The sequence below is a fragment of the Tenacibaculum ascidiaceicola genome, from assembly GCF_047470925.1.
GTDB classification, from domain to species: Bacteria; Bacteroidota; Bacteroidia; order Flavobacteriales; family Flavobacteriaceae; genus Polaribacter; species Polaribacter discolor.
The window spans coordinates 178,811-197,166 of record NZ_JAZKJP010000005.1; the positions used below are offsets into that span (position 1 = coordinate 178,811).

An 18,356-nucleotide genomic window follows, 5' to 3' on the forward strand; every position below is an offset into this window, starting at 1 on the left:
ACACAATTAAAGCTCACGATAATTAACATTATCTTAAAACCTACATATAGAAAGCCAATAAAAAAAGGAGCCTATAGCTCCTTCTTTACTTTAAGTTTTCAATATGTTTACTCCATATTTACTCTAGTGGGTGTATCTTTTCCTTCAATAATACTTTGAGTACCTCTAGCAACTGCTTTTACAGTTTCTGTTAAAACAGTCATATTTAACGTTTCAGCCTCATCTGTTACTTTATGATAATCAGCATCAATATCAATTGGAGTGGTTGAAAATGTATGAGACGGCACACCTAAACGTGCTAAAGAAGCATTATCTGATCGTAAGAACAATTGAAATTTAGGGTATGGATCTGGAAATAACTTGTATCCTGATCCTTCTAAGTTCTTCTGAATTATTTTACCAAAATCTGATTTATCAAAACCAGTTAACCATGCAGTTTTAGGTCCTGTTTTTGGTTGTTTTCCTATTAACTCTAAATTAATTCCAGCTACAAATTTACTAGCATCAATTCCTTTTCCAAAGTATTCAGAGCCTACCAATCCCATTTCTTCAGCTGTAAAACATACAAACAAAATACTACGTTCATTATTTCCCTTTTTAGCATAATATTCAGCTAATGATAATACACCGGTAACACCAGAAGCATCATCATTCGCACCATTAAAAATTCTATCCCCTTCTCCGTCTTTCTTTACCCCTAAATGATCATGATGTGCAGATACAATAACAAACTCATCTTTTTTAGACTTTCCTTCTAATAAACCTATAATATTGCTCATTTTAATACCCTTGTATTCAAAATTTTGACGATACGTAGTTAATGTATCAAAAGTTTTTAAACCAATTCTTTTGTATTCATTTTCTATATACTGAGTTGCTTTTTCCATTCCCTCAGTTCCTGGTTTCCTACCTTCCATTTCATCTGAAGCAAGTGTATATAAGTGTTTTCTTACTAAAATAGAATCAATTAACTCTTCTTTATTTTCTTTTTTCTGAGTTACCTCAACAGTATTCATAGCAACCTCGCTACTAGTATTTTTAGTTTGCTTACACGACAGTAAAACTGATACACTTACAAGTGCTAATGGATATAAAACTTTTTTCATTCTTTATTTATTTAAAAGCCTAAATATAGCCAATTTAATTTCTTAATTTTGTTGAAAATTTTTAAGGATGGCTTTAACTGATATTCCAAACATAAAACATACTAATTCAAACAATTTTTTCTTACTTGCTGGTCCTTGTGCCATTGAAGGAGAAGATATGGCTATGCGAATTGCTGAAAGAGCAATTTCTATTACCGACAAATTAGAAATCCCTTACGTATTTAAAGGAAGTTTTAAAAAAGCAAATCGCAGTAGAATTGATAGTTTTACAGGAATTGGTGACGAAAAAGCATTAAAAATTTTACGTAAAGTTTCTGAAACTTTTAATATTCCTACCGTAACCGACATTCATGAAGTTTCTGATGCAGAAAAAGCAGCTCAATATGTAGATGTATTACAGATACCTGCTTTCTTAGTTCGTCAAACCGATTTAGTAGTTGCTGCTGCAAAAACTGGTAAAGTTGTGAATTTGAAAAAAGGACAATTTATGAGTCCTGAAGCTATGCAACATGCGGTAAAAAAAGTACATGATGCTGGTAACCAAAAAGCATGGATAACTGATAGAGGTACTATGTTTGGATACCAAGATATGATTGTTGATTTCCGCGGAATTCCTACTATGCGTGAATACGCTCCTACGGTATTGGATGTTACACACTCATTACAACAACCTAACCAATCAAGTGGTGTTACTGGTGGGCGTCCAGATATGATTGAAACTATTGCTCGTGCAGGTGTGGTTAACAATGTTGACGGATTATTTATTGAAACTCATTTTGATCCTGCCAATGCAAAGAGTGATGGAGCAAACATGTTACACCTTGATTATTTAGAAGGTTTACTTACCAACTTAGTAACAATTAGAAAAACCATTAATAATTTATAGGCACAATTTTTGTTTTATAAAGTTGTTTTTAAACTCATATATGAAACAACTTCTTTTTTTATTCTTTCTAATAACTAACCTTGTTAGCGCGCAAAACTTTTCTTTAGTTGAAAAAAAAGTTAATAGTTACCCTAAATTTAATAAAGTAGAAAATTTAGCTCAACAGATAGCAAGCGACTTTAAAATTGAAGAACAGCAAGTAAAAGCCGCTTTTTATTGGCTAGCTCATAATATCAGATATGATTTAGACGAGTATTACAATCCAAAGCAAAAAAGAATTTCTTTTAGGTACAGGAACGAGCAAGAAAGATTAGAAAAATTACAGGCTATAAAAGATAATATTGTTAACGAAACTTTATTGACTCGAAAAGCCATTTGTGAGGGATATGCGCAAACTTTTGCGAAAATATGCTCTATGCTTCAAATTGAGAATAAAGTTATAAAAGGATATATCAGAAATTCCTCAAACGATATAGCTAATCCTAAAACCAACTCAAATCATGCTTGGAATGCTGTTAAATTAAATGGTAAATGGATTTATATTGATGCTACTTGGGCAGCTGGAGTTGTAAATAATAACAGATGGCAACCTTTATTTAATGCATACTACTTCAACTTTCCAAAAGAAAAATATTTTAAAACACATTTTCCTGAAAAAAAACTTTGGCAGTTAAGAGTTGGTAGAATGGATAAAAAAGATTTTTACAACCAACCAATTTATGATGCTGCCTTTTTAAAATCAGATTTAGAATTAATAACTCCTTCTAAAGGGCTGTTAGAAAAAGATTCTATTATTGAATTAAAAATAAAAAATCTACGTCCTAATCAATCAGTTTCCTTTGGATATAGTGGATACCGATATGCAGTAAAACCACACAGCATATCTATCAAAAATAATGTTGCTACAATTACAACCTCTCCTCTTGAAAATAGCAAACGGCTATTTTTAATTATAGATAAAGAGGTCGTGCTTGAATTCTTGATTCAGTAATTATTTTCTACTTTTATTGTTTATATTGCAATAAATTGTTCTATAATGAAAACTTTATCCTTTCTTGTTTTATTTCTTTTCTTTAGTAATGCTTCATTTTCTCAAGACTTAACTAAGGTTGATAAGATTATGTATTCTTACAACGGAATAACTTCAATAAAGGAATTATCTGAAAGAATAGATTATGATTTTAAAACTGATATAGAAAAAGTAAGGGCTATTTATACATGGATTGCTCTAAATATTGAGTATGATTATTTTCCTTCTAGGCTATTAAAATCTCCTGACCTTTTTGTCTATAATAATGATGGTGATTTAAAAAGAATACAACAGAGAAAAATAAAGCATGCAGCACAAAAAACATTTAGAACAAAAAAAGGGGTTTGCATAGGTTTTGCTTATCTCTTTCATAACATATGTGACCTAATTAATATTAAAAGTGAGTTAATTTATGGTTATACAAAAACTTCTGCTGACAGAATTGGGATAATTCCCAAAGAAAAAAATCATGTATGGAATGCTGTCAAAATAAACAACAAATGGCTTCTAATGGATGTTACTTTTGGTTCTGGGTACTTATACAAAGATGTCTGGCAAAGGCATCTTAACTTAGAGTATTTTAATGTAAAAAGAAGTAAACTTAAACTAACTCATTTTCCTGTTGATATTAAATGGCGACAATTCTTAAAGTAAAAACCTTTAAAGGAATTCTGTTATGCTCCTCTATACAAAAAAGGTTTTCTAAAAAACAAACTAGAAGTTTTAACTCCTAAATCAGGTAAAATTGTCACAAGTAATAGCAACAGAATTCATATAAAACTTAAAAAGACAGACAAAATAAGAGATGTGAAATATTTATTTTCTAGCAACTACAAAATACATAATGCAAAGATTATTAATAAAGAAACTTTCTCTTCAATTTATCTTAAACCTCCCAAAAAGAACACAACTTTACATATATATGTAAATAATGAACTATCGTTAGAATATAAAGTTAAAGTTAATTAGCTTTCCTCCAAAAACCTTTATGATTGTGTTTTGCTACTTCTTCTAAAACTTGTAGTAGTATTTCTTCGTTAATTTCTTCTATTGATGAATAGCGAAGTGATTTTACAACTGCTCTTCCTTCTGAAACTAAAAAAGCATCAAAATCTTCTAAAATACCTTTTGCCCAAAACCCAACATCAACAAAACCTTTTTTATGGGATGCATTCATATAGCACAGTTGTTTTCCGTTAATATAATATACTGGTATTTTCCACTTATACTTTAGTTCTAAATCCTGAAAATTACTTTCTATCAATACCTGCAGATGCAGTAAAATAGACTTGAATGGTTCTGGTTGTTTGAGTATATATTCTTCAGCTGGTTTCATTATTTCAAAAATACATTAAAATTTTATTTGTCTGTTTCATAAAATTACTTTTACTTTGTTTTTCAAAGTTCTTTAAAAATGAGTTCAGAAGATTATTTAAAAGACATATCAGAAATTAAGAACCTAATGAGTAAATCCTCTCGATTTATATCATTAAGTGGTTTATCTGGTGTTTTAGCAGGAATATATGCACTAATTGGTGCAGCTTATGCATATTGGTTAGTTAACAACAATTCTAATGGTTATTTGATGCTAGATGGAAAAATTTTCCAAATGGTCATCTTTGATTTATTGTTAGTTGGCTTTTTAAGTATTGCTACAGCTATCTTTTTAACCACAAGAAAAGCTAAAAAGAATGGAGAAAAAATTTGGGATGCCACCACAAGAAGGTTACTCTTAAATTTCCTTATCCCTCTAGTTTCTGGTGCAATCTATATCATTATCATACTAGGACATCAAAAATATGGGCAAACGGGTGCATTAATGTTACTTTTTTATGGCTTAGCGTTGATTAATGCTTCAAAATATACTGTTGGAGATATTAAGTATTTAGGCTATACTGAAGTTGTTTTAGGACTTACTGCTGCAATGTTACCTGGTTATGGTTTTTGGTTTTGGGTTATAGGGTTTGGAATCATGCATATTGTTTACGGTACACTTATGTATTTTAAACATGATAGAAAATAAGAACTATTTTCGTACTTTAAAATTTACCTTTTTTGAAAAACATTATTCTAAATATAAATAAAGCTTTTGATCATAGAATTAGACTGGGAATTATGTCTGTTCTTATGGTAAATGAATATGCTGAATTTACTACCCTAAAAGAATTATTAGGTGCTACAGATGGTAATTTAGCAAGCCATACTAAAGCATTAGAAAAAGTTGAATTTATTAGGATAGAAAAACAATTTATTGGTAGAAAACCCAATACTAGATACTACGCTACAGAGCTTGGCAAACAAGAATTTAAAAAACATATTGACGCTTTAGAAAAACTGATTAAAAATAAATAACACTAATTTTTTTATTATTTAACTTTGAAATTCAAAGTTCTTTTAAAATAACAAACTATGGAAACATCAAACAAACAAAGCGGAAGGTTCGGAAAGTGGGTAAAAACATCAATCACAGCTAGAATGTTAATGATTGGATTTTTAATTCTCATACTTTTAATTCCTTTATCCTTCATTAAGAGCTTAATTGTTGAGCGAATGAATCGACAGCAAGAAGTTGTACAAGAAATCAATCAAAAATGGGGTAAAGAAGTATTGTTATACGGTCCTATTTTAAAAGTTCCGTACAAAACATATAAAGAGAAATTTGTTAGAAATCAAAAAACAAAAGAAACTCAAACCGAGATTGAAGAAAAAATTAAATATGCTTACTTTTTTCCGAAGAAATTAAATATTAAATCATCTATAAATCCTGAAGAGAAAAAACGTGGTATTTATAAAACAGCTGTGTATAATAGCAACATAGATATTGATGGAAGCTTTACTAAGCCTGATTTTAGTGAAAAAGATATTAATGAAGAAGACATACTTTGGAACAAAACTCGATTAATTATAAAAACTTCTAATTTAAAAGGAGTTAACAATTTAGTTGAAATAAAACTGCATAAAAACACCTACGCTTTTACTTCTAAATATGAAGGTGATGCTAGTAATGAAAAAGCATACTACAACTATTTAAACCTTCATAAATTAGAAAGTAAATTTTTAAATGAAGAAGACCTCCCTAAAAAATCAGATACAAACTTTAGTCTATCACTAAGTATTAATGGAAGTAAACAAATTCGTTTTATTCCTATTGGAAAAGAGACATCCGTTCATATAAACTCTGACTGGAAAACTGCTAATTTTATTGGAGAATATCTTCCTTTTAACTCTGACAAAATCTCTGATAATGGTTTTGATGCTAAATGGAAAATACTAGATATCAACAGACCATTTTCTCAACAATCTTTTAATGGAATTCCTAACTTAAAAGAATATGCTTTTGGTGTAAACTTTATGATTCCTGTAGACGAATATCAAAAAAGTGAACGATCGGCTAAATATGGATTCTTGGTGATTGGGCTTACCTTTTTAATCTTCTTTTTAATTCAAACAATGAGTAAAATATCCATTCATCCATTTCAATATTTAATGATTGGTGTTGCCTTAACTATGTTTTATACCTTACTAATATCAATCTCTGAACATAGCAGCTTCTTAAAGGCATATTTAATTGCTTCTATAGCAGTAGTGCTATTGATTACGTTGTATTCTAAATCCATTTTAAAAAGTATTAAATTCCCATTATTTGTTGGAGCTTCTCTTACCACATTATACGTCTTTATTTTTGTAATTATTCAGCTAGAAAATTATGCTCTATTAGTAGGTAGTGTTGGACTATTTATTATTCTTGCTTCAGTAATGTATACCTCAAGAAAAATAGACTGGCAAAACGATTAATTAATAATACTTAATAAGCAAACTATCATACTTTATGGTAGTTTGCTTTTACATAAACAACTATGAAATTTAGTTTGAAAAACTTTCTTGTTTTTGCTTTTCTTTTACTACTAGAAATTGCAATAGCTCAAACTTCAGGGTTTATAAGACATACTTTTGGTGACTTTTTAGTAGTTATCTTACTCTTTTATTTAGTAAAAGCTTTCTTTAATCTCTCTAATAAAACTGTCGGAATTTCAGTACTAATGTTTGCTTATATCGTAGAGTTTTTACAATTAACTCCCCTCTTAGAATTTCTCGGTTTAGAAAATAACCGATTGGCTATAATTATATTTGGTGCTACTTTTAGTATTGGTGATTTAATAGCTTATACGCTGGGAGTTGGCACTATTCTACTTTTAGAAAAAATTTTAACTCATAAATTATCTTCTAATCTTTCGTAAGATGTCTTCTAGTCCGTTTAATTTCAATTCATAAACCAACTCTAGCATCGTACCTAACTTACCTTTAGGAAAGCCTTTATTTTTATACCAAACAATATAATATTCAGGAATTTCAATTAAATACGTTCCTTTATATTTACCAAAAGGCATTCTCATGTTTGCTGTATCAATTAAAAATTGTTTGTCTGGTATCATATGTAAATAAAAAATCCCGCCGAAGCGGGAGTTAATTTATATTATTCTTTTCCGTCTACGTAATCTTGCAAATATGCATAACGTTCGGTTAATTTACCAGTATTAGTTGTCATTTTTGATCTAGCTAAAATTCCATCTTTATCATTGTTATAAAATGCAGGAATTACATGCTCTAAAAACATTTCTCCAAAACCTTCACTAGCATCTTTTGGTAACTCACAAGGTAAATTATCTACAGCCATTACCGTGATTGCTTTTTCATCTTTATAATCAATTTCTGATTCCGTTTCTGGATTGTAACCATAAATAGGATCAGCTATTGTAGAAGCTCTTAATGTTGATGCCACAGGTCCATCAATATCACATGAAATATCAGCTACATACTTTATTCTAAACTCAGGATGTTTAGCATCTTCACGTGTAAATAAATACGGTGCTCCATCTCCATAAAAATGTCCCGCTATAAAGAAATCAGTTTGTTTAGCATACGCCATAAAATTACTTTCGTAACCAGTTGGATCTTTATAAAACTCAAACTTATCTCCTACTTTACCATCTTTACGTTTTGCATATTCCATTACATCAGCTATACAATATACTGGCTCAGTAAACTCACTTGTTAAATACAAAGCATCACTTACTTGTTTAATTTTTAGATGGTCTAATATTTCTTGAGCCCCCTTAGCTACTTTTCCTGTTCCTGTTAATAATATTTTAATGTTTGGTAAGCTTATTTTATCTAATTCAGCTTTTACCGCATCTAAATCGGCTAAGGTTTCTACTTTAGGTAAATTGAATAAACCTTCACGTAAGCCCAAAGCTCTGAAACCATTATATGCACCTACTAAACCTGCATAACGACCAAAACCAATTAAACGAGCTCCGTTTTCTTTTATAATAGTTTCATGATCGAACATTTCAATATTTTTTTCTAACATAGCTTTTAACAACTTACGATTGTATGGTTGCTTTTTTATAGTATGACTAAAGAAAAAGTATTTTTTATTTGGTATTAAATTGTCTACAGGAACTTCTTTTACTCCTAATAATACATCACAATCAGAAACATCATTTGTTACTTCAAAACCTGCTTTTGCGTAAGCCTCATCAGAAAAAACTCGGATATCTGAACTTTCTACCACTATTTCTGCTTGAGGAAACTGTTGTTTAAACTCTTGCAGTTTTTCTGGAGAAAATACGACTCTTCTATCAGGTGGGTTTTTACGCTCTTTTATAATTCCGAATTTCATAATTGATTTTGTATTAAAATTAAACAATTTCACATATAATGTTATAGTTTATAACAATTGCAGCGAAAATACTCGTTTTAAAATGATTGTACAAGTAGTATTTTTTTATATTTGCATTCTCTTGTTTAAGTAGTATATCTTTATAGTACTGCCAAACTAAATTGCATAGAATTGCAAAGATTATCTGGTATATTTTTTGCAGAGATATTTATAGCATCTTTGACATATTGGGGACGACTGGTTTTGACAGCGAGATTAGTGAAAATGTAAGCATACCGAGGAGTGAAATGATAACTCGTTAAACTTATTTCAAACATTTAAACGGCGAAGATAACTACGCTTTAGCTGCATAATCTGAATTAACAGTAAGATTTGCCTCGGCGCACAAGGTGCGCAAGCTAAATGTCCACGAAAAGCCTTGGTTTACGGCGTTTCATTTTTGGGCATCGTAAAAGTAAACATAGAGAACTTAGAGCTTCGATAGGTTTTCGAAACTAAAGAAGATAAGTTAAGATTGGGCAGTTTTTGGTCAGGTCTTAATCGAAAATTAAACAAAAACTAAGTATGTAGAAAGCTTTTGAGCTACTTGTTTGGACCCGAGTTCGATTCTCGGCGTCTCCACAATTAAAAACCTCAACCAACTGCAAAACAGTAAATTGAGGTTTTTTAATTTATTTTTTAGCCAGTATTTAGTCAGCTTTATAAAATAAATACTACTTCAATTCTTCAAGTAACTCTAATATTTCGTTTTTCTTATAGTATACCCTACCTCCTATTCCGTATGATTTAATCATTCCTTTCTTTGTCCAATTATTTAACGTTGGTAAAGATATATTAAGAAAGTCTTTTGCTTCATTTCGAGTTAATAAATCTTTATCTATAATAGGTTGAACATTTTTAACAACCTCAACTTTTTCTTTACTTGAAGATTTATCTTGTATTAAAAAATCATTCTCTTTCTTTACTTTTAGTGCTTCTCCTGTAATCTCAATAAAAATCCTGACTCTTTCTGAAATCCCTAAACTTGAGCTCTTTATTAAGAACTCTACAATAACATTCCTAACTATTTCAATAATTTTGATATCATCATAAGCAAAAATCGCATGAATCGAACTAGAATTAAAAATATCATAATTATTATTTTCGTAAGTTTTTACTATATACTGTAAATATGCACTTTGTCTAATTATTAATTCTTTATTCTTAATTTTTTTTGTTTTTTCACCATAAAATATGATGTTATCAATAACTGAATCATGAGGAACAAAAGAAAAAAGATGCGACATACCTAAAGCCTCACCAATCTTATATAACAAATCACAATATACATGGCTAAAATACACCGTCCATATTGTTTTCGAATTCTTATATTCTAATAAATCAACATAGACTCTACACCATCCTTCTTCCTCTTCAGCAGAAAACTTATTCTCCTTAAAAATTATACTGTTTATTGATTTAATATTACTTTTATTAGACTTCATTTGTTTTATAAATATACAAACAAAAGTAAAGTATTTTTCAAGCACTATAACTCCCTATTTTTACTTATAAGAGAGCTAATTAAAAATTAAATTAAAGTAGTTGAATATTCAACTACTTTAATTCTTTCTGCAAACCTTGATTATACTAAAAGCTAAACAACTAATTCCTGCTCCTATTGCCATAGGAACTGTTAAAGGAATTCCTACCGCAACCGCTAAACCGAATCCAACTGATGCACCAGACGCACTAACCATTGTGATAACTGCACTTGCTTTATTTTTTTCTTCATTCATATTTGGTGATATATTATTAAGTTACAACTAAGGTCTTTCCTAAACTAATTAGACCTAAAAAGTTGAACAAAACTTCCATACAAAATGAAACGAAAAAAGTTTTTCAAAACTCAGACATAGTTCATATAAAATCAAAATAATTGGCTTTCTCTAGCTTAGAATACTATTGTTTTCTAATTTGTAAATTCTATCACAAAAGGATAACTTTAATGTTTCAAAGGTTATTTTTTGATTGCAAAAGTTGTCATAATGTTCTTTTACTTATAATAATAAAAATACAGAGTGACAACTTTTGCAAATAATTAGAGAGCTTAAAACTTACATTCTCAACTGTTAATTTAAATGATTTTGCTTTAGCTTATTAATTAGACTCACCTAAACTAATTACTTTTAAAAACATTATTAATATCCTAAAGATTATCTTCGGTGGTTAAAGAATTGTAAGGTGTTAGTCAACTTTTCCGTTGAAACTCTTGTAAATCTTCATGCAATTTTTTTCAATGAACTTTTAACCAAATAGATAGTCTAAAAATAAGTTTCAAAAATTTTTATTAAAGAATATTACAGGTTTCAGTAATATAATTTAAAACTTAAAGTATACTATTGAAAAAATATAATTAATAAAGAAGAAAAATATCTTTTCTTAAAACTTTAATATTAGGAAAATATTTCTAATTTTAGAGTGTATAGGAAAACTACATGAAAAAATAATTGCTAATTTTTTCTCTTTTCTAACTTATTATTTTATAAGCTATAGATATTTATAGATGAGTAAATATTTTGTATTCATTGATGAATCAGGTGATGCAAGCATGAAAAACAATGACCCTAGACATAACGTATTTGTTTTAGGAGCAGTTCTTTTTGATGAGAGAAGTTATTTAAACTTCGATGAAATGCTGAAAAATTTGAAATTAAAATATTTCAACTGTTCAGATGTAATTCTTCATTCTTACGAAATGAGGAAAAGTTTAGGTGTATTTGAAATTTTCAAAGACAAAAAAGTATTGATGAATTTCTATGTAGATATAGAAAATTTATTAAGAAATTCAAATTATGTTATTATTTCTAGCATAATAGATAAAGAGAAATATAAATCTAGATATAAAGGTGTAGATGAAGTATATGAAGATTGTCTAAAATTTATTGTAGAAAGGTCAATGTCATGTATTAATGCATCAAACAAAAGAAATTCTCTTTTCTTTTGTGTTGAAAAGAGAGGAAAGAAAAAAGATTTATCATTAAGAAAATCATATACTGAAATAGTTAGATTTGGTACAGATTATAAGTCTACAAGTGATTTCTTAGTATGCAATCCTAAATTATTTTTTAGAGGCAAAAATCAAAACATCAATGGATTGCAATTAGCAGATTTAATTGCTTACCCAATAGCAAGAAAATCAATCCACCCAGAACTAGAACAGAAAACATATAATGTTATTCAAGACAAAATATTTGCTAATAAATATGGAAAAAAAGAAGGATGGGGGTTGAAATATTTTCCTTAAAAAAAATATGTAACCAATTTAATAAAAATAAATTATGAAAAAATACTTTCCAATTTTAGTTTCTAAAAAAGGTGAAATTGTGGCTCTTCAACATTTGGAGCAAAAAGTAAAAGAAGAAATAACACCAGTTATACAAGTTTTAGGTTTAAATCTCGAAAAAAAAGTAAAAGGGCAACCTGTTTATAACAATTTCCTAGAAAATTTCTTCATTAGGCATTGGTCTTTTTTCGGAAATCAACTAATATTAGACTTCACATATCTTGAAAATTGGGATTATTATTTTGATGGTATCAAAAGATTAACTGAAGAACTTATCTATAATAATGTAAACGTAGTTCTGTCAGTAAATAATAATTCTCCAAAAATTTATTCTGACTTAGTCATTGATTTAACACAAACTTATAATTTAAATATTTGCTTTAAGCTCTCTGGCAGAATAGCAGGTTTCAATGATTTAAATCATGATATAGAGTTTTTTTTAAGGAAATTTAAAACTAAAGAAGAAAATGTAATAATCCATTTAGATTATGGAGATATAATTGAGGATGATTTTCCTAGAATTTCTATTAATACTACATCTGCTATAGATTTGCTAAAGCTTGAAGAGGTCAGTTATCATGATATTTTTGTTTCTTCTAGTTCTTTTCCTAGTAATCTAGGTAACATAGCTCTATCACCTCCTGTACAAAAATTAGAAAGGTTAGAAGAAAAATTGTGGAGTGCAATTAAAAAACATAATTTTTCTGATAAAGTCAAGTATAGTGATTATGGTACAAAGTCTGCAAAATATGAGAGAATAAACTTCCCAGGAACAGTAAGTTTAAAATATAGTTTTAAAGATGAGTTTGTTTTTTATAGAGGTGAACTAACCCAAAATCACAGATTGGGGCATAGGCAATTTATTGTTCATTGCAAAAATTTAATTGATGATAATTTATTTTATGGAAGAGATTTTAGTTGGGGTGACTTAAATTATTACAAATACTCAAGGCTTGATGAAAACAACCCAGATAATAAAACAGGAAATGCAACCACTTGGGTACAAATAAGTCAAAATCATCATATCACTATGATACATAATAATCTTTAACTTTCCAATCTAATCTGTTCTTAAGTTTTTCTCTTACAATTTTTGAAAGCTTAGGAACAGATATATTTTTTTCCACCACTTCACTTAATTGCCAGACAGTATTTTTAGTACGGAATGGTATAGAATTTTCTCTTAAGACCTCCTTTATTTCATCTTTCCATAATAGACGAGCTAAATGAAATCCTCTTTTCTCTCTATTAAATCTAGGTTTTCTATATGTTTTTATTCTTTTTTTACCTTCAATACATAAAACAATTCCAACCCAATCAGGTATTTTTTTTTCTAATTTTTCTAGGTGATTACTTTCTGTTACTACAGTAACATAATCAAAAACTTGTTTGTAGCCTTCTATCTGATGAGTAATTCTTTTTAATGTATCATTAGCTCCTTTTATTTCATATCCATGTAGATGACCATTAACAACTGCAATATCAACTCTTGAATTAGTTACAGAAATAGTCAATTCATCTACAACTTTAGAATCAGAATCATCTATATATTTCTTCAAGAGACTTCCTCTTAAAACATCACGAATTTCAGCATCTTTCATGGGGCAAATATATTTTTATAATTCAAAATTATAAGCAATTGATTTAATAAAAATAATAAAAAAATACTTATACGTGTTTTTAAGTCTAATTTAGGTTATAGATACACCCGTTTAAAAATCACCCAACGGATGAAACTTATCTATCATATTTTGTAGCTTCTCAATATGGTCTTTTTACACTAATACAGTATTGGAATCACCTCCTTTTTACAGTGTGTTAAATCCATGATTTGAGCGCTTTTAAACTCTAAATTTCTTGCTTTAGTCCCGTAGTAGATGGAATGTATATCTTGCCTTTATTCATCTTTAAATGGGCTAATTTTAGTGCTTCTAATCCTGCATTATTTACTCCTTGAAACACCATTAGTCCTGTAATTATCTTATTCCTAAAAGCTGTCGCTCTGATATATTCATCTTGCCCTTTTACTTCATAGCTATGATATAAATCTTCCAATTCTAACTCAGTTAATAGTTTATACAGTTACCTATGTGAAGGGGTTTAATCTTTAAATTTTTAACTAGTTTATCTTTCCCCTTCTCACAAGCAATTAAATATTCAAAATACCTGCTAATACTATTTAGTTCAATATTTATTGTACTGTCTTTTAACCTTCTTTTCTTGTAATCTTTCCCAGACTTATCAAGTCTTTATAACTGACTTTATTTGCCTTTAAACCCTTGTTCTTACACCAAGTACAAAATGTTCAATTCTCTTGTTAAATCTGCTTACACTAGCTTCTGAATAACCTTCTAATCTCAAATACTGTTTATAATTCATCATCTAACGGTTTAGAAACACATTCACAGCTACTTAAAGTATCAGGACATAAAACAAAAAACGAATATATAATCGTTTTAAGACCAGAAGAATTGGAATCTATAAAAGAGATAGAACTTCCTTTAAAAAGCCTTAAAAACGTCCGTAAATGGCTTCTTTTAGGCTGTTATACAGGTCAAAGAGCAGGAGATTTACTCAACATAACTTTAGATAATTTTCATACTAGAAATGACCTAGAAGTTATCGAATTAAAGCAACAAAAAACGGGTAATTTAGTTACTATTCCTGTACTTGAAGAAGTAAAAGAAATTATATCTAATGGGTTTCCTCATAAGATTAACCAACAGAAGTTTAATCAGTATATGAAAGAAGTATGTAAGCTTGCTGGAATTAATCAATTAACGGAAGGATTTCTATTTAATAAAGATACTAAAAGTAAAGAATATGGTAAGTATGAGAAATGGAAATTAATTTCAACTCATACCTGTAGAAGAACCTTCTGTACGAACAACTTCGGAAGGCTTCCAAATTATTTAATTATGAGTGTTACAGGACATTCTAGCGAGAAAACCTTTCTAGGTTATATTGGTAAAACCTCATATGATTACGCTAAACAATTTAAAGAAATGTATTCAAAGAATCAGAATTAACCCACTAAATAAAAAATGACCCCTTTCGGGTCATTTCAAGGTTTTCAAAGGTTATTTTTTTGATTACAAAAGTTGTCATAATGTTCTTTTACTTATAATAATAAAAATACAGAGTGACAACTTTTGCAAATAATTAGAGAGCTTAAATAGGAATAAAGATATTCTTTATTTAAGCATTCCACAAGCTTCTACCGCTTTAATCCTTACGTTTCTTACTTTATTGTTAATCTCCTTCCCTAAACCACAATTAACTCTGTAAATTTTGAGATTTTACGCTTTCTAATACCCTTGTTTTCAATATCTTGTAATACGTATAACTATTATTACAATACGTAAAAACATCTTCTATATTGCTTCTTTTTAGACTCTAACAGAAAACCTTTTAGGTAATAAATTAATTGATTTCTTAGAATAACTGGAAACTTTAGTCTTAAAAACATTTACAATAAAATAACATACAAATTAGCAGGGTTCTTTATTTCCTAGCTCCTCTGTTTATTAAAACTAAATCAATACTGGCTTTTAAATTTCTACCTATATAATAAAAAAAAATAAATATACAATAACTACATACAACTATCGTTCTACATGTTAAATATTAAACAAATATGTGATTTTACACGAAAAAACAAACAACAATGAAAAAAAGTATATCCCTTCAAAAACAAACAACAATGAAAAAAAGTAAATCCCTTCAAAAACAAATAATGTCGACACAATTCAAGTGGCTTTTTGTCTTTTTTATAAATTTATTAATTATATCTTGTAATGAGAAAGAGCATATTGAAAACACAAATATAGATGAACAAAACCTTAATAACACTGAATTAGCATACCCTAACAAATCGGGTGAAATTAAAAAAGGTTATTATTTAGGAGTACCTGTTACTTATGAAGTAATTGATGATCAATACATCATTGACGGAGATATTATACTTCCTAAAAATCAAGTATATAGCTCAATGGAAAATGTAATTTTGCAACCTGGTCAAAAATCTTCTTCTAAAAGAAGTGCTGGTATAACTTATGGAAAGTGGCCTAATAATACTGTTTATTACTCTATTGATCCTAATTTACCTTCTAAACATAGAGCTACGGAAGCAATACAGCACTGGCAAAATAACACAAATTTAAATTTTATAGAAAGAACCAATCAACCTAATTACATTTACTTTTACAGAGGGTCTGGTTGTAGTTCTAGTGTTGGGATGCAAGGAGGAAAGCAAGAAATTTCTTTAGCAGATGGTTGTCCTACTGGTGCCGCAATTCATGAAATAGGACATGCAATAGGACTTTTTCACGAACAATCTAGAACAGATAGAGATAATTATGTATTAATTCATGAACAAAACATTATCCCTAATTCTAAATATAATTTTTACACATACTTTGATAGAGGATACCGAGGGCAGGAAAATACAACTTTTGATTTTAATTCAATCATGATGTACCATCCTTACTCTTTTTCAAAAAATGGTAACCCTACAATTACTAAATTAAATGGAGAATTATATCAAAGCCAAAGAGATGGACTATCTAATCTAGACATACAAGGTATAAATAAAATGTACCCTGCCACTGGAACAGACAGCGAAACCCCAACTTACACAAATGGGCTTTGGTACACTGTTCAAGGGCTTCGTGTATACAGATACCACGACCTTTGGTGGGTAAAAGACAACAATGGCCAATGGCTACAAGTAGTATATAGAGATAATCAATGGTATTATGCCTAAGTAAATAAATTTCTTTTTGTTTAATATTTTTACCAGTGAATTAATTCACTGGTTTTTTTTTATTAAGCACGTTTCTAGATGGTTATAATAGTTACATTAAAATAAATAAAATGGGATATAACTTTAACATACCAAAACACACACTAAAAAAACAGTTAGGTTATGAAAACCTTTTAATAATTTAAATTTTGAGTAAGCACAAGATAGCAAGACAGATATAGATGGTTTTCAAGTTTTGAAAAAGGAAGTATTAGTAAAAGAGTAGTAATTAATATACAGTTAAATTATAGTATTTTATCAAAGAGTTTTCAATTATAGAAAAAACTTTAAAGAGTTTGGCTTTTATATTCATAGATGTTTTTTGTGTAGTGTAATTTTTTGTGACCTTAAAAATATAAAAACATTATCAGACCTCAAACGGATCATTTTAAGGTTTCAAAGGTTAATTTTTTTATTACAAAAGTTGTCATAATGTTCTTTTACTTATAATAATAAAAATACAGAGTGACAGATTTTGCAAAACTATTTAAAGAATTAGAATTAACTCACTAAATAAAAAAATGACCCTTTTCGGATCATTTCAAAATTTTCAAAAGTTAATTTTATCATTGCAAAAGTTGTCATAATGTTCTTTTACTTATAATAATAAAAATACAGAGTGACAACTTTTGCAAATAATTAGAGAGCTTAAAACTTACATTCTCAACTGTTAATTTAAATGATTTTGCTTTAGCTTATTCATTAGACTCATCTAAACTAATTACTTTTAAAAACATTATTAATATCCAAAAGATTATCAGTTGTATATTCAATATTTTTAAGATTATCTTCAAGCATTCCGCATTTATTTATTGCTTCTATTTTTGCATTCTTTACATCATCACCAATACCAAAATTACACCAAACACTTGTAAATTCAGTAATTCTATTTTTTCTGTGTTTTTTTGAATCGAGTTGAGGATAATATATAAAACTATCATTACAGCTCATATTACGTAACATTATTACATCTTGTTTAGTTTTAACAACCCATTTATTCAATTTTGAATCCCAAAAATTGTATTTAGTATCTCCATTGAGTTGAGATTTAACTAAAAAACCTTCTAGCTCAATGTTATCAATAGCTTTTCCATTAGATTTAAGTTTAAAAAGAGTTTTAATACGATAAGAACTTACTACAACATATTTATCAAAGCCTATATCCCCTTCAGTAACATACATCTTTTTAGAAGTATACATATTTTCCTGACCAATAATAGTTTTAACAACCTCTAGCTTGTAAGAAATCCCATTTTCATCTGTTACAGAAGAGTTATTCATGTAATAGCGAAGCTTTTCCAACTTCTTTTCCTCTCTCTTTTCCTTTGCTAATTCTTCTTCCTTTTCAGCTTGAATAACCTTCTCTGTTGAGTTATCTTTCTCAGAGTTCTCCTTAGGGGTTTCTTCTTTAGTTGTTGTTCCACACGACACTAGAAAAGCAATCATAATACTTGCTAAATATTTTTTCATAAGATTTTATTTTAATTCGGTCAAATATACAAAAATGCAGTTATTTAAGGTT

20 protein-coding genes and 1 other RNA gene are annotated in these 18,356 nt (G+C 28.7%); 13 read left to right on the top strand and 8 right to left on the bottom strand.

From position 1 onward, the window contains the following. Window positions 1-107: 107 nt before the first annotated feature. Window positions 108-1,106: a M28 family peptidase gene (locus tag VBY68_RS05265; protein ID WP_415269102.1), complete on the bottom strand. Its 999-nt coding sequence runs from the start codon at window positions 1,104-1,106 to the stop codon at window positions 108-110. A 67-nt stretch (window positions 1,107-1,173) separates the two neighbouring features. Between VBY68_RS05265 and kdsA the strand changes: the two genes are divergently transcribed. Genes kdsA through VBY68_RS05280 form a run of 3 tightly spaced genes read left to right on the top strand, consistent with a single transcriptional unit; the run spans window position 1,174 to window position 3,676 of the window. Further along, window positions 1,174-1,992 carry a 3-deoxy-8-phosphooctulonate synthase gene (gene kdsA, locus VBY68_RS05270; RefSeq protein ID WP_415269103.1) on the top strand — a complete coding sequence of 273 codons (819 nt, stop codon included), beginning with the start codon at window positions 1,174-1,176 and terminating at the stop codon, window positions 1,990-1,992. A gap of 40 nt (window positions 1,993-2,032) precedes the next feature. Then, on the top strand, window positions 2,033-2,983 hold the full coding sequence (locus VBY68_RS05275) for a transglutaminase domain-containing protein (protein ID WP_415269104.1): 951 nt from the start codon (window positions 2,033-2,035) through the stop codon (window positions 2,981-2,983). 45 nt (window positions 2,984-3,028) lie between these two features. Continuing rightward, the gene (locus tag VBY68_RS05280; protein ID WP_415269105.1) at window positions 3,029-3,676 is read left to right on the top strand and encodes a transglutaminase domain-containing protein; all 648 of its coding nucleotides are present in this window, start codon (window positions 3,029-3,031) and stop codon (window positions 3,674-3,676) included. 307 nt (window positions 3,677-3,983) lie between these two features. On the opposite strand, the gene VBY68_RS05285 is transcribed toward VBY68_RS05280, so the two are convergent. Next, window positions 3,984-4,358 carry a DUF1801 domain-containing protein gene (locus VBY68_RS05285; RefSeq protein ID WP_273694011.1) on the bottom strand — a complete coding sequence of 125 codons (375 nt, stop codon included), beginning with the start codon at window positions 4,356-4,358 and terminating at the stop codon, window positions 3,984-3,986. A gap of 78 nt (window positions 4,359-4,436) precedes the next feature. On the opposite strand from VBY68_RS05285, the gene VBY68_RS05290 reads away from it, so the two are divergent. From VBY68_RS05290 to VBY68_RS05305, 4 genes are all read left to right on the top strand, one after another. Then, window positions 4,437-5,045, top strand: coding sequence for a hypothetical protein (locus VBY68_RS05290; RefSeq protein WP_124591241.1), 609 nt, complete (start codon window positions 4,437-4,439; stop codon window positions 5,043-5,045). A 32-nt stretch (window positions 5,046-5,077) separates the two neighbouring features. Beyond that, the gene (locus tag VBY68_RS05295) at window positions 5,078-5,374 is read left to right on the top strand and encodes a winged helix-turn-helix domain-containing protein (RefSeq protein ID WP_047789877.1); all 297 of its coding nucleotides are present in this window, start codon (window positions 5,078-5,080) and stop codon (window positions 5,372-5,374) included. 57 nt (window positions 5,375-5,431) lie between these two features. Then, window positions 5,432-6,817 (top strand): cell envelope integrity protein CreD, encoded by a 1,386-nt coding sequence (gene creD, locus VBY68_RS05300; RefSeq protein WP_415269106.1) that lies wholly within the window; start codon window positions 5,432-5,434, stop codon window positions 6,815-6,817. 62 nt (window positions 6,818-6,879) lie between these two features. Beyond that, the gene (locus VBY68_RS05305) at window positions 6,880-7,260 is read left to right on the top strand and encodes a ribosomal maturation YjgA family protein (RefSeq protein WP_099215264.1); all 381 of its coding nucleotides are present in this window, start codon (window positions 6,880-6,882) and stop codon (window positions 7,258-7,260) included. Here VBY68_RS05305 and VBY68_RS05310 read toward each other — a convergent pair. Together VBY68_RS05310 and VBY68_RS05315 are read right to left on the bottom strand one after the other, a co-directional pair. Next, on the bottom strand, window positions 7,240-7,455 hold the full coding sequence (locus VBY68_RS05310) for a DUF3820 family protein (protein ID WP_099215263.1): 216 nt from the start codon (window positions 7,453-7,455) through the stop codon (window positions 7,240-7,242). The genes VBY68_RS05305 and VBY68_RS05310 overlap by 21 nt on opposite strands. A gap of 41 nt (window positions 7,456-7,496) precedes the next feature. Then, window positions 7,497-8,705, bottom strand: coding sequence for an NAD(P)-dependent oxidoreductase (locus VBY68_RS05315; protein ID WP_415269107.1), 1,209 nt, complete (start codon window positions 8,703-8,705; stop codon window positions 7,497-7,499). A 229-nt stretch (window positions 8,706-8,934) separates the two neighbouring features. On the opposite strand from VBY68_RS05315, the gene ssrA reads away from it, so the two are divergent. Then, window positions 8,935-9,329, top strand: a transfer-messenger RNA (tmRNA) gene (gene ssrA, locus VBY68_RS05320). Window positions 9,330-9,418: 89 nt separating this feature from the next. Here ssrA and VBY68_RS05325 read toward each other — a convergent pair. Beyond that, window positions 9,419-10,189 carry a helix-turn-helix domain-containing protein gene (locus VBY68_RS05325; RefSeq protein ID WP_415269108.1) on the bottom strand — a complete coding sequence of 257 codons (771 nt, stop codon included), beginning with the start codon at window positions 10,187-10,189 and terminating at the stop codon, window positions 9,419-9,421. Between the two features lie 136 nt (window positions 10,190-10,325). Here VBY68_RS05325 and VBY68_RS05330 point away from each other — a divergent pair, with 136 nt between their 5' ends. From VBY68_RS05330 to VBY68_RS05340, 3 genes are all read left to right on the top strand, one after another. After that, window positions 10,326-10,514 (top strand): hypothetical protein, encoded by a 189-nt coding sequence (locus tag VBY68_RS05330; protein ID WP_415269109.1) that lies wholly within the window; start codon window positions 10,326-10,328, stop codon window positions 10,512-10,514. A gap of 736 nt (window positions 10,515-11,250) precedes the next feature. Next, on the top strand, window positions 11,251-11,991 hold the full coding sequence (locus VBY68_RS05335; RefSeq protein ID WP_415269110.1) for a DUF3800 domain-containing protein: 741 nt from the start codon (window positions 11,251-11,253) through the stop codon (window positions 11,989-11,991). A 34-nt stretch (window positions 11,992-12,025) separates the two neighbouring features. Next, window positions 12,026-13,081 carry a beta family protein gene (locus tag VBY68_RS05340; protein WP_415269111.1) on the top strand — a complete coding sequence of 352 codons (1,056 nt, stop codon included), beginning with the start codon at window positions 12,026-12,028 and terminating at the stop codon, window positions 13,079-13,081. Here VBY68_RS05340 and VBY68_RS05345 read toward each other — a convergent pair. Further along, entirely contained in the window at window positions 13,059-13,631 is a 573-nt protein-coding gene (locus VBY68_RS05345) for a sce7726 family protein (protein WP_415269112.1), read from the bottom strand. The two genes, VBY68_RS05340 and VBY68_RS05345, sit on opposite strands and share 23 nt — an antisense overlap. A gap of 247 nt (window positions 13,632-13,878) precedes the next feature. Next, the gene (locus VBY68_RS05350; RefSeq protein ID WP_415269113.1) at window positions 13,879-14,085 is read right to left on the bottom strand and encodes a hypothetical protein; all 207 of its coding nucleotides are present in this window, start codon (window positions 14,083-14,085) and stop codon (window positions 13,879-13,881) included. Between the two features lie 416 nt (window positions 14,086-14,501). Between VBY68_RS05350 and VBY68_RS05355 the strand changes: the two genes are divergently transcribed. Both VBY68_RS05355 and VBY68_RS05360 read left to right on the top strand, forming a co-directional pair. Beyond that, the gene (locus VBY68_RS05355; protein WP_415269114.1) at window positions 14,502-15,059 is read left to right on the top strand and encodes a tyrosine-type recombinase/integrase; all 558 of its coding nucleotides are present in this window, start codon (window positions 14,502-14,504) and stop codon (window positions 15,057-15,059) included. 674 nt (window positions 15,060-15,733) lie between these two features. Then, entirely contained in the window at window positions 15,734-16,795 is a 1,062-nt protein-coding gene (locus VBY68_RS05360) for a M12 family metallopeptidase (RefSeq protein WP_415269115.1), read from the top strand. Between the two features lie 756 nt (window positions 16,796-17,551). Here the strand turns inward: VBY68_RS05360 and VBY68_RS05365 are convergent. Further along, complete coding sequence (locus VBY68_RS05365; RefSeq protein ID WP_415269116.1) at window positions 17,552-18,304, bottom strand: hypothetical protein; 753 nt, start codon at window positions 18,302-18,304, stop codon at window positions 17,552-17,554. Between the last annotated feature and the right edge of the window lie 52 nt (window positions 18,305-18,356).